General features: G+C 62.0%; 11 protein-coding genes and 1 pseudogene. 11 read left to right on the top strand and 1 reads right to left on the bottom strand.

Translation table 11 applies throughout. From position 1 onward, the window contains the following. Nucleotides 1-209: 209 nt before the first annotated feature. Nucleotides 210-1,226, top strand: a complete 1,017-nt coding sequence (locus tag RB548_RS26495; protein WP_331376737.1) for a LacI family DNA-binding transcriptional regulator — start codon at nt 210-212, stop codon at nt 1,224-1,226. A gap of 173 nt (nt 1,227-1,399) precedes the next feature. On the opposite strand, the gene RB548_RS26490 is transcribed toward RB548_RS26495, so the two are convergent. Then, a complete protein-coding gene (locus RB548_RS26490; RefSeq protein ID WP_331376736.1) occupies nt 1,400-1,975 on the bottom strand; it encodes a DUF1349 domain-containing protein in 576 nt (191 codons plus the stop codon). 93 nt (nt 1,976-2,068) lie between these two features. On the opposite strand from RB548_RS26490, the gene ligD reads away from it, so the two are divergent. From ligD to RB548_RS26440, 10 genes and pseudogenes are all read left to right on the top strand, one after another. Then, nucleotides 2,069-4,534 (top strand): DNA ligase D, encoded by a 2,466-nt coding sequence (ligD, locus tag RB548_RS26485; protein WP_331376735.1) that lies wholly within the window; start codon nt 2,069-2,071, stop codon nt 4,532-4,534. 26 nt (nt 4,535-4,560) lie between these two features. Then, nucleotides 4,561-5,421: a non-homologous end joining protein Ku gene (gene ku / locus RB548_RS26480; RefSeq protein ID WP_331376734.1), complete on the top strand. Its 861-nt coding sequence runs from the start codon at nt 4,561-4,563 to the stop codon at nt 5,419-5,421. After that, nucleotides 5,421-6,506 (top strand): tetratricopeptide repeat protein, encoded by a 1,086-nt coding sequence (locus RB548_RS26475; protein ID WP_331376733.1) that lies wholly within the window; start codon nt 5,421-5,423, stop codon nt 6,504-6,506. Before ku ends, RB548_RS26475 begins: the two co-directional genes overlap by 1 nt. A 1-nt stretch (nt 6,507) precedes the next feature. Beyond that, a complete protein-coding gene (locus RB548_RS26470; protein WP_331376732.1) occupies nt 6,508-7,149 on the top strand; it encodes an alpha/beta hydrolase family protein in 642 nt (213 codons plus the stop codon). A 4-nt stretch (nt 7,150-7,153) separates the two neighbouring features. Then, nucleotides 7,154-7,927 carry an exodeoxyribonuclease III gene (locus RB548_RS26465; RefSeq protein ID WP_331376731.1) on the top strand — a complete coding sequence of 258 codons (774 nt, stop codon included), beginning with the start codon at nt 7,154-7,156 and terminating at the stop codon, nt 7,925-7,927. Between the two features lie 112 nt (nt 7,928-8,039). Continuing rightward, the gene (locus RB548_RS26460; RefSeq protein ID WP_331376730.1) at nt 8,040-8,927 is read left to right on the top strand and encodes an NAD(P)-dependent oxidoreductase; all 888 of its coding nucleotides are present in this window, start codon (nt 8,040-8,042) and stop codon (nt 8,925-8,927) included. A gap of 154 nt (nt 8,928-9,081) precedes the next feature. Continuing rightward, a complete protein-coding gene (locus RB548_RS26455; protein ID WP_331376729.1) occupies nt 9,082-9,354 on the top strand; it encodes a type II toxin-antitoxin system Phd/YefM family antitoxin in 273 nt (90 codons plus the stop codon). Next, nucleotides 9,317-9,673: pseudogene (locus RB548_RS26450) on the top strand (type II toxin-antitoxin system RelE/ParE family toxin). Before RB548_RS26455 ends, RB548_RS26450 begins: the two are co-directional and overlap by 38 nt. Nucleotides 9,674-9,919: 246 nt before the next feature. Continuing rightward, on the top strand, nt 9,920-10,732 hold the full coding sequence (locus RB548_RS26445) for a TIM barrel protein (RefSeq protein ID WP_331376728.1): 813 nt from the start codon (nt 9,920-9,922) through the stop codon (nt 10,730-10,732). A gap of 238 nt (nt 10,733-10,970) precedes the next feature. Continuing rightward, nucleotides 10,971-11,900 (top strand): sugar ABC transporter substrate-binding protein, encoded by a 930-nt coding sequence (locus RB548_RS26440; protein WP_331376727.1) that lies wholly within the window; start codon nt 10,971-10,973, stop codon nt 11,898-11,900. The last annotated feature ends 44 nt before the right edge of the window (nt 11,901-11,944 follow it).

Below are 11,944 nucleotides of genomic sequence, written 5' to 3'. Positions count from 1 at the left end.
GCCTCCCCACCACCGATATCCGACGATCATTTCGCATGTCTTTCGCAGCCTATTCTAAACGTTTCGAGTGTGTCAAGCGGCCAGGAAACCGAGTCGACGCCCGCTATTGCACAAATTCACCGGCTCACATAAGGTTTTTCCAATCGAATTTCGAAACGTTTTGATCAAAGATGCAGCGCCGCCGTTTACGAAAATCCACCGCACCCACGATGCTCGACGTCGCGAAGGCCGCGAGCGTCTCGGTGGCCACGGTTTCTGCGGTGATCAACGGGTCCGCTCCCGTCAGCCCCGAACTGCGCGCCCGCATCGAAGAGGCGATCCAGGTCATCGGCTACAAGCGCAATGCGATCGCCCGCAGTCTCAAGCTCGGCATCACGCGTACGGTCGGCCTGATGGTGGCCGACATCACGAACCCGTTCTTCACCGACGTCGTGGCGGTGATCCAGGATGTCCTCCATCGCGCCGGCTACGCGGTGATGCTCTGCTGCAACGACGAGGACGTCGAGATGCAGGACGAACAGATCGAGCTCTTGATCGATCGAAGCGTGGACGGCCTGATCATCGCGCCCGCGGGAGACGACGAGACGCTGAAGCGCATTATTGCCGGCGCCAATCTGCCGACGGTTTTGATCGACAGGCTCTTGGACGGGGTCGATACCGATGCCGTCGTGCTCGATAACCGCCGTGCGGTTCAGGATGCGACCCTCTATATGCTCGGCCTCGGCCATCGCCGCATCGGCTATATTTCAGGCTCGCTCGATACGTCGACGGGACGAGAGCGCCTGGCGGGCTACAAGGCCGCATTGGAAGCGGCGAAGCTACCTTACGAGGACCGCCTCGTGCGGATCGGCAACTTCCGCGAAAAGGACGCCTACAAGGCTACGATGCAACTGCTCGCGAGCGCCGAGAGACCGACTGCGATCTTCTCCGCAAACAACCTGATGGTCATCGGCGTGATGAAGGCGATCCGCGATATCGGCCTCAAGTGCCCGGAAGACGTGTCCGTCGCAAGCTTCGACGATTTCCCCTGGGCGGATGTTTTCCAACCGCATCTGACGACGATCGCCCAGCCGGTTCAGGCGATCGGTGAGCAGGCGGCACAGCTCATTCTCGACCGTCTTTCAGGCAAGAGTCCGGCGACGCCGCGCCGGCTCGTGCTGCAGGGGCGCCTGATGATCCGCGAATCCTGCCGGCCGACCAGTCTGACACCGCGCGCGATCGCGTAGAGCGCCGTGCGTTCAAACGAACGCACAAGGACGCTCTTATCCGCTTTCAATGATTCCGTTTGAAACCGGGATGCTCCAGCGCATGTCGAAGCGCGCGGAGGTTTGGGCACCACGGCATGCCCGAGAAAAAGAGATAAAGTGCATTCGCATTCACGCGATGCTCTTCACAGCCGTCAATCCTCGTGCAGCGCGCGGAGAATCGCCGGACCGACCGTGAAGTCGCGAAAGCCTGCCTCAAAGCCTGCGCGCTCCGGAGAGCAGGCCATGACACCGATCTCGGCATCCGCCGCTGAAAACGGGCAAAGTCGCGCCATCTGCCAGGGCGCATCGCCGAAGCGGAACTGCACCCGGACCGCGTCGCCATGGCGCGTCAGCCGCACCTCGATCGCGTCGGAAGGCGTCGCGTCATGGAGAGGGATCACCGACCAGTCCGAAACGCCGCGCGTGACGACGACGCTGAAATGCATCAGCCCATCGGTATATTCGATGCCGCACTTGATCCAGTTCTCCTCGTCGAGCCGCAACATCAGCCCGGCCTGGTCGTAGAGTTGCTCGTAGGCGCCCGTGATCGTGGCGCAGGCGGTGAAGTCGCCGGAAACCGATCGGAGATAGGCGTGGCCGCTGTCCCGGACGAACCCATAGAAGGTCTCACGCCAGAAATCCGTATTGCCGTCCGTCTTGAGCGACAGCGCCCTTTCGTCGCCTTCCCAGCTTGCCGGTACATTCAACCAGCGATGGTTTTCTCCCATCTCTGCCCTCCCCTTCCTAATGTTCAACACGCCTTTCCGCGTTGACTTCAACGTCATATTGCGGGCTCGCCGCATAAGCCATAGCGTAGGGACATGGCGACATCGAAGCTACAGGTCTATCGCAAGAAAAGGGACTTTTCGAAAACGTCGGAGCCGCCCGGCAGCCTTGCCGGCGAGAGCGGCAACCGCTTTGTTGTCCACAAGCACCATGCGACCGCCGACCACTACGACCTGAGGCTGCAGGTGGGGAACGTGCTCAAGAGCTGGGCCGTTCCGAAGGGGCCATCGCTCAACCCGGCGGACAAACGGCTCGCAGTCGAGACGGAGGATCACCCGCTGGAGTATATCGACTTCGAGGGCGTCATCCCCGAGGGCGAGTATGGCGGCGGCCCGATGATCGTCTGGGACACGGGCGTGTGGGCGCCGATGGACGACATCGAGAAGAGCTTGCGGACGGGAGCCTTCAAGTTCCGCCTCGCCGGCGAAAAGCTCAGTGGTGGCTGGATGCTGGCGCGGTTGAAACCCAAGCCCGGCGAGGAAGACCAGCGAAACTGGCTCCTGTTCAAGGAACGCGACCTCGCCGCCGACGCCGCCATCGATATCCTCGCCGCTCGCCCGGAAAGCGTCAAATCCGGACGGCGGATCGAGGAACTGGTGGAGAAGCCGAAACCGCTGGCCAAACCGGTCAAGCTCAATCCCGGCGCACTTCCCGGTGCCATAAAGGGCGCAGCGCCGACCCGCATCGAACCGCAGCTCGCGACCGCTGTCGACCGACCGCCCGGCAGCGCTCCACAGGGTGGCGACTGGTTGCACGAAATCAAGTTCGACGGCTACCGCACGATGGCGCACGTCTCTGACGGCGAGGTGCGTCTTATCACCCGTGGCGGCCTCGACTGGACGAAGCGTTACGGCGACCTGCCGGAGGCCTTCAGGCGGCTGCCATGCCGTGATGCCGTCCTCGACGGCGAAATCGTCGTTCCGGACGACAGGGGAATCAGCCGCTTCAGCCTGTTGCAGGAGGCTCTTTCGGGTGGCGCAGGCAACAAACTCGTATTCTATGCCTTTGATCTACTGCACCTCGATGGGTGGAATCTCCTGGCCGTTCCGCTCGAAAGGCGCAAGGCGCTGCTGGCGCAATTGCTGTCCACACACGTCTCGGCGCGCTCGGCCATCCAGTTCAGCGATCATGTCCCTGGCGACGGGCGAGCGCTTTACGACCAGGCTTCGGAACTGGGGCTTGAAGGCATCGTCTCCAAGCGTGCCTCGGCGCCGTACCAGAGCGGCCGGTCGAAAACCTGGACCAAGACCAAGGCGCTGCAGCCGGACGACTTCGTGATCGCCGGATACACCACCTCCGAGGCGGCGGAGGGACTTGCCGCGCTTGCGCTCGGCGAATGGGTCGAGGGCGAACTGCAGTATCGCGGCAAGGTCGGAACCGGCTTCGACGCGCACACGGCGCAAGACTTGCTCGCGCGGCTGGAGCCGCTGCGCGCCGGTGCGGCGAAGCTCGACGGCGCGCCCAAAGAGATCGTCTGGGTCCGGCCCGTGTTGTGGGCGCATATCCACTATGGCAACCGCACCGCGGACAATCTGCTCCGCCATGCCGTATTCAAGGGGCTTCGCGAAGTCGAACTGTCGACGCCCGCCACACCGCAACGAAAGCGGCTGATTTCGGATGCCGATCTCGCCAGCATCTCGATCACCAATCCGACACGCCGGCTCTTCGGCAGGTCCGGACCGACCAAGCTCGACATCGCGGTCTACTACGCGCTCGTCGGCGATTTCATGCTGCCGCATATTCTCGGCCGCCCGGTCTCGCTGGTACGCTGTCCGACCGGAAAACCGCAGGATTGCTTTTTCCAGCGCCATCCTTTCACCGGCATGCCCAATTCGGTGGAAACCTTTCAATCAATCAACTCGGAAGGCGAAACGAAATCCTACCTCTCCGTCGAGGACGCCAAGGGATATCTTGCGCTAGCGCAGTTCGGCGTGGTCGAATTTCACACTTGGGGTACCGTTCGCAAGCAGCTTGAAAAGGCCGACCGCGTCGTCTTCGACCTCGACCCCGGCGAAGGCATCACCTGGCGCGAGGTGGTCGAGGCCGCGGTCCACATCCGCGGCGAGCTCGAGGCGCTCGATCTTGTTCCCTTCGTCAAGACATCGGGTGGCAAGGGCGTCCACGTGGTCGTGCCGATCGCGCCGAAGCACAACTGGAAAAAGGTGCATCAGGCAACAAGCGCTATTGCCACACGCTTGGCCGCAACCGCGCCCGAGGTTTTTACGACGACTATGGGCAAGGACAAGCGCGTGAAGCGCATCTTCATCGACTTCCACCGCAATGCGCGCGGCCACACCGCTGCGGCCCCCTACTCTCTTCGCGCGAGAACGAATCTGCCGGCTTCAACCCCGGTAAGCTGGGGCGATCTCGAATCTATCGACGCCCCGGAGGATTTGAACTATTCTTCGCTGCCTGACCTCCTGGTCACGTCCGGCGATCCATGGGCGGAAATAGATGCTTTCGCGAGGGATCTGCCGCTGTTGTCCGAGGCGGGGAAGTAGTTCGTGTTGCCGCGCAGGAGACGATCATGGCCCCCAGGGCAAGTTGGAAAGGTTATCTCAGACTCAGTCTCGTAAGTTGTCCCGTCAGGCTCTACCCAGCCACCAGTTCAAGCGAGCGCATCAGCTTCAATCAGCTTCACAAGGACACCCACAACCGGATCAACATGAAGCCGGTGGATCCGGAGCTGGGGCTGGTCGAACGTTCCGACCTGGTGAAGGGCTACGAATACGAGGACAAGAAATACATCATTATCGAGGACGCTGATCTCGAAAGCGTCAAGATCGAATCCAACCACACAATGAACATCGAGGCCTTCGTCGACGAAGGATCGGTGGATGTCATCTACCAGGATGCGCCCTATTATTTGGCACCGGACGGCGCGATGGCCGAGGAAACCTTCATCGTGCTGCGCGAGGCTCTGCGCAAGACTGGCAAGATTGCGATCGCACGCCTCGTGCTCTCCAGCCGAGAACGGGTGATCACCATCGGTCCGCGCGAGAGCGGCATGTTCGTGTGCACGCTCAGGAACCCGAACGAGGTGCGCGGCACGGCAGAGTATTTCGGCAATATTCCGGTCGGAAACCCGGATCCTGAAATGCTGCAGCTGGCGGAAGCGCTCATCGAGCAGAAGCTGACGACTTTCGATCCGAAGAACTACGAGGATCGCTACGAGATCGCGCTGATGCAGATGATCCGCGAGAAGCTCAAGGGCCACAAGCCTATCATCGCGGCGGCGCCCGAGCGTGGCAACGTCATCAATCTCATGGATGCGCTGAAGGCGAGCCTCTCGCAATCGAAACCGCCGGCCAAGAGCAAGCCGGCGGCCAAGCGGACCGCGAAGGCGGCAACGACCAGCGGCAAGCCGGCGGCCAAGAAAAAAGTCTGATGGCGGTTGCGCGCAAGACTTTCGGCATCGTCGGCGCACTTGCCGCGTTTCCCCGCCGATTGGCGGCGCGCGAGGTTGAGCGTCAGTTCGGCCATTTGAGGCGCGGCATCACGCGCCAGACCTCGCACCTCGTCTTCGGCCGCAGCCTGCTTTCAAGGGCGAGCGAGGCGGAAATCGAAACACGGTTCGACTCGGAGATACACCAGAACAGACTTCCTCTCAGCGAGAACGGCTTTCTTCGGCTGCTGGGACTGATGACGGCGCCGAAAGCATCGGCCTTGACGCGGCAGTCGCTGCTCGATCAGTCGCGGCTTGCAGCACGTACCTTCGACCTTCTTTCGCTGTTCGACGCCTTCGAGCACGACAGCGAACCCTATTCTTTCCGGGACCTGATCCTCGCCCGGAAATATGCCGGCCTGATCGAAAGCGGCGCCGCCTGGAGTGCGATCGCGCGATCGGTTCATCGCTCCGGATCCGTAGCGGCGCTCACCGCGCTCTCGCTCCATCACGAAGGGGCGGACACGATCTACGCTCGCCTCTCCGAGGGCCTCAGCGAACTCGACGGGCAGTTGCTGTTCGACCTTGGAGCGTCCACCGATGCGGAGCTTGAAGAGCTTTTCGCCCGGGCGGAAGCTGCGGAGGAGGACGGCTTTTACGAGGAAGCGGCGGCCTACTATCAACGTTGCCTCGCCATCGATCCGACGGACTCCGTCGCCGCATTCAACCGCGCGAACTGCCTGAAGGCAGCGGGCCGGCAGGTGGAAGCGGCGCATGATTATATACGCGCGGTCAAGCTCGACCCGAGCTTCGTCGAGGCCTGGTTTAACCTTGCCGGGCTCATGAACGAACGCGGACGGATCGATGCTGCCCGCCGGTACCTCAAGAAAGCCATCGAACTCGACGGCGACTATGCGGACGCTGTCTTCAACCTGGCGAAACTCGAATTCGACGCGGACAATCTCGCCGAGGCGCGACGCTGGTGGAGGCGCTATCTCGAACTCGACACGCATTCCGAATGGGCACGGGCTGCCGAACGCGGCGTGCAGTTCGTCGACCTCCATCTCCTTCCAAGGACGGCCGGCTGAGATGGGCGAAAAATTTCTGTTCGACGGACCGGACGATGCCCCCGTCACCATTCTGCTCGCGCACGGCGCCGGCGCACCGATGGACTCGGCCTCCATGACCGCGACTGCGAAGGCGCTTGCCGCCGCCGGCTTTCGCGTCGCCCGCTTCGAGTTCGGTTACATGGCGGCTCGTCGGACCTCGGAAGGCCGCAAGCCCCCGCCCCGGGCCGAGACGTTGAAGCCCGAATATGAGGCCGCCATTGACGCGCTTGGCGCGACCGGCCCGCTCGTCATCGGCGGCAAGTCGATGGGAGGGCGGGTCGCGAGCATGATCGCCGACGAGCTTCGCTCGGGCGGCAAAATCGCCGGGCTGGTCTGTCTCGGTTACCCGTTTCATCCGCCAGCCAAGCCGGAGCAGCTTCGTACGAAGCATCTCGCCGACTTGAAGACGCCGACCTTGATCTGCCAGGGGACACGCGACGAGTTCGGCACGCGCGAGGAAGTTGCCGGCTACACGCTCTCCGGTGCGATCGAGATCTTGTGGCTCGAGGACGGCGACCATGACCTCAAACCGCGCAAGAGCGTATCCGGTTTTTCCGCCGCCGATCATCTGAAGACGGTGGCTGAAACAGTTGCCGCCTGGACCGGCCGGCTGGTGCGCTGAGCGCATGAAGATCGCGACCTTCAACATCAACGGTATCAACCGGCGGCTCGAAAACCTGCTCGCCTGGCTCGCAACAGCCGAACCGGATGTCGTCTGCCTGCAGGAACTCAAGGCAACGGACACCCAAATTCCGAGGGAAGCGATCGAGGGAGCCGGCTACGGTGCCGTCTGGCGCGGACAGGCGGCCTGGAACGGCGTTGCGATCCTGGCGCGCGACAGCGAGCCGATCCTGACCCGGGCCGAGTTGCCCGGCGATCCGTCCGACGCGCAAAGCCGATACATCGAAGCGGCCGTGAACGGCGTTCTGATCGCCTCGCTCTACGCCCCGAACGGCAATCCGCAACCCGGACCGAAATTCGACTACAAACTGGCCTGGCACGAACGCCTGAGGTTGCATGCTTCCGAACTGCTGGCGACCGGTCTGCCGGTCGTGCTCGCCGGCGACTACAACGTGGTGCCCGAGCCGCGCGACATCTACCCGACCCGCTCCTACGACGACAACGCCCTCGTCCAACCCGAAAGCCGCGCCGCCTTCCGGCACCTTCTCGACCAGGGCTGGCTAGACGCGCTGCGCGCGATATATCCGGAAGAGCAACTTTTCACATTCTGGGACTACCGCCGGAACCGCTGGCAGCGCGACGCCGGGCTGCGTCTCGACCATGTTCTCCTGAGCCGGAAGCTCGCACGCCGACTGAGTGGTGCAGGCATCGACCGCGACGTCCGCGGCGTCGACGGCGCAAGCGATCACGCTCCGGTGTGGATCACGTTGCGAGACTGACTCCAGGTTCCCGAACAATCCGGGATCGACAATCGAGAGGGTTAAGTTGGCGATCGGCCTTCGATCGTGCAGGATAACGACGACCGGATATCGCAAGGCAGGGAGGCGACCAATGACGAAGGCGAATGTGGGTTTCATCGGGCTCGGGCTCATGGGTCAAGGCATGGCGACAAACGTCGTGAGAAAGGGCTGGCCACTTGCGGTGATGGCGCATCGCAACCGGGCGCCGGTCGAAGCGCTCCTCGCCGAGGGCGCGACGGAAGTCAAAACGCCGCGCGAGATGGCGGAACGATCAGACATCATCGTCCTCTGCGTCACCGGTTCTCCGGAGGTGCTTTCGGTGGTCGAAGGCGCGGACGGCATCGCGGCGGCAGGCAAGCCGCTCACCATCGTCGACTGCTCTACCTCCGATCCCTCCGTCACCCTGAAACTCGCCGAGGATCTGGCCGGAAAGGACGTCACGCTCCTCGACGCGCCGCTCAGCCGCACGCCGGCCGATGCCGCCGCCGGCACGCTCGATGTCATGGTCGGCGGCGCTGACGACGATGTCCGCCGCGTCTGGCCGGTGCTCGAATGCTTTGCCGGCCGTATCGTTCATACCGGCCCGACTGGCACCGGCCACACGATGAAGCTCCTCAACAACTTCCTGGCGATGGGCTACGCCGCGCTCTATTCCGAGGCCTTGATGCTTGGGCAGAAGGCCGGCCTCACGCCGCAGGTCTTCGACAGCGTCATCCGCGGCGGGCGAATGGATTGCCCGTTCTACCAGACCTTCTTCCGCTGGGTGCTCGAGCGCGACCCGAATGCGCACAAGTTCGCCATCCGCAACGCCTTCAAGGACATGAGCTATCTCGCGGCCTTCGCGAATGCCTCCGGCGCCGCCAACCCGATCGGTGCGGCGGTCCGCAACTCCTTCGCGCAAGCCGTCGGCACCGGCCACGGCGAAGACTATGTGCCGATGCTGTCCGATTTCATCGCCGAGGCGAACGGGATCAAGTAGTCGCAGCGAACAGATGAATCGCGTCGTCAACCACTGTACCGGAGGGGCCCGCCTAGCGCACCGTGCTCCGCAGGCCTAGCCCTCCAACCTGTTCGTCGCTCCGGCCGCTTCTATTTAGTCCTTTATTGGTCTATTTCGGTCGAAGGAGTATGGCATGAAATTATCCGAACAAGTCAAACCGATCAGTTATCTCAGAGCGCATGCGCCCGAAGTCATTCGAAAGCTTGGTGAGGACGGGCAGCCGGTTGTGATCACTTTACACGGCGAGGCCAAAGCGGTGCTTCAGGCGCAATATGAGGAAACCCAGGAGACGCTGGCGCTTCTGAAAGTTCTGGCGCTCACCAACAAAGAGGTCCAGGACGGCAAGGTCCGGCCTGCTGCCGAAGCATTTGCACGCGTTCGGCGCAGACTCGCGACGCAGCCCTGATGACGTTCAAGTGCTCCTTGCCGGCGATGGACAGGATCTCGAGGACCTCTTTCGATACATTGCAGCCAAAGACGGCGAAGCGGCCGCCGAACGCATACTTGCCGAAATTGAGGACGCCCGCGCAAGCCTCTCCGAGTTCCCCGAGCGTGGCAACATCCCCAAGGAACTGGCAGTTCTTGGAATCTCCGAATATCGTGAATTGCACCACAAGCCGTAGCGAATGATCTATCGGATGGTCGGGTCGAGTGTCGTGGTCTACTGCGTCGTCGACGGTCGACGCGACATGCAGAGTTTCCTCGAGCGTCGGCTCACGCGGTAGGCCTGACAGCACACCAAGAAGACCCGGACGCTGCAGACTTGATCCGCGGCGAGTGCCTCCTGCAGCGACGCCATGACAGGATTCCATCATTAGCAAAATGCAATCTTGCAGAAATGCAAGACGACTGCCCACCTATCGCTTTGACGGACGCCTCCCAAGTGATGATTGTGGCATCAGACCTGAAATGGAACAAACGTTCCGCTCAGGTGAAAGCCATTCCAAACATTCCTGGAGGATACACCTGCCATGACCGCCCTTCCCTTCGCCCTCAACCATATGGCGGCACCCGGTCTGCCGCTTGATGCGTTCTTCGCGCTCGCCAAGTCGCTCGGCATTTCCGCCGTGGAAATCCGCAACGACCTCTCCGGCAATGCCATCCTTGACGGCACCAGCCCGGATGCCGTGAGGGCGCTTACTGAAAAGCACGGGCTGACGATCATCTCGATCAACGCGCTGCAACGCTTCAACGAATGGAACGACGAGCGCGAAGCGGAAGCACGCGCGCTTATCTCCTATGCGCGCGATTGCGGCGCCAAGGCGCTGGTGCTGGTGCCGGTCAATGATGGCAGCGGCCAGAAAGATGGCGAGCGCCAGGCAAACCTGAGAACCGCGCTGAAAGCCTTGAAGCCATTGCTGGAAACCGCGGGCGTTACCGGGTTTGTCGAGCCGCTCGGCTTCGAGATCTGCTCGCTGCGTTCCAAGACCGAAGCCGTCGAGGCGATCCGCGAGGTCGGCGGCGAGGCGACATTCCGTCTCGTGCACGACACCTTCCACCATCATCTTGCCGGCGAGGACGCCTTTTTCCCGGAGCTTACGGGGCTGGTGCATATTTCCGGCGTCAGCGACAAGGCGGTCAGGGTCGCCGACATGCGCGACCCGCATCGCGTTCTCATCGATCAGGAAGACCGGCTGGACAATGCCGGGCAGATTCGCCGCCTCACCGATCAGGGATACAAGGGCGTGTTTTCCTTCGAGCCCTTCGCCCTGTCGGTGCACGAGCTCGCCGATCCAGCAAAGGCGCTTCAGGAAAGCATGGCTTATCTGCAGGCCAAGGCCTGATCATCCTCTCGCAGGAAAACACCGAAAATGGCTCGGGCGCCGCAAGACAGGCTTGACGGCGCCTGGATAAAATGGAATACATATTCCGTAATCGCAATTTACTGGTTCGTTTATTCCGTTTTGACCGAAAGAGCAGCGGGAGTGCGGCTTTCGGTTCGGGATGGGTTCGACCTGCGAAAAGGGTCGCACTTCCGGCTGGAGAAGGTGTCGCCGGGCACCGAATGTGGAGGAAAAAGAAATGAAGAAATTTGTGCTGGGCGCCGCGATGGCCGTCATGATGTCGACAGCTGCGCATGCCGAGACCATCGGTGTGTCGATGGCGCTGTTCGACGACAACTTCCTGACGGTTCTGCGCAACGGCATGTCCGATTACGCCAAGACCCTCAATGGGGTCGAACTGCAAATCGAGGACGCGCAGAACGACGTCGCGAAACAGCAGAGCCAGATCCAGAACTTCATCGCGGCTGGTGTCGATGCCATCATCGTCAACCCGGTCGATACCGATGCAACTGCCGCCATGTCGAAGATCGCCGCCGATGCAGGCATTGCGCTGGTCTATGTCAACCGCGAACCGGTCAACGTCGACACCCTGCCGGACAAGCAGGCTTTCGTCGCTTCGAACGAAATGGAATCCGGCACGCTGGAAACCCAGGAGATCTGCAAGATCCTCGGCGGCAAGGGCAAGGCTGTCGTCATGATGGGCGAGCTTTCCAATCAGGCTGCCCGCATGCGCACGAAGGATGTACATGATGTGCTTGCCACCGAACAGTGCAAGGGCATCGAGATCGTCGAAGAGCAGACGGCCAACTGGTCGCGCACCCAGGGCGCCGACCTCGTGACCAACTGGCTTTCCGCCGGCGTGGAGTTCGATGCCGTCATTTCGAACAACGACGAGATGGCGATCGGCGCCATCCAGGCACTGAAGGCTGCGGGCCGTTCGATGGACTCGGTCGTCATCGGCGGCGTCGATGCCACCCAGGATGCGCTTGCCGCCATGGCGGCCGGGGACCTCGACGTGACCGTGTTCCAGAACGCGGCCGGCCAGGGCCAAGGCTCTGTCGACGCCGCACTCAAGCTCGCCAAGGGTGAGCCGGTCGAAAAGAAGGTCTACATCCCCTTCGAACTCGTGACGAAGGAAAACCTGGATAAATATCAGGCGAAGAACTGATCGTTCGCTTGGGAGCGCGACAAGAGCCGCGCTCCCTCCTGAAA

It is taken from the genome of Sinorhizobium chiapasense, from assembly GCF_036488675.1.
Taxonomy (GTDB): Bacteria; Pseudomonadota; Alphaproteobacteria; order Rhizobiales; family Rhizobiaceae; genus Sinorhizobium; species Sinorhizobium chiapasense.
This window is presented reverse-complemented; position numbering and strand designations above follow the sequence as displayed.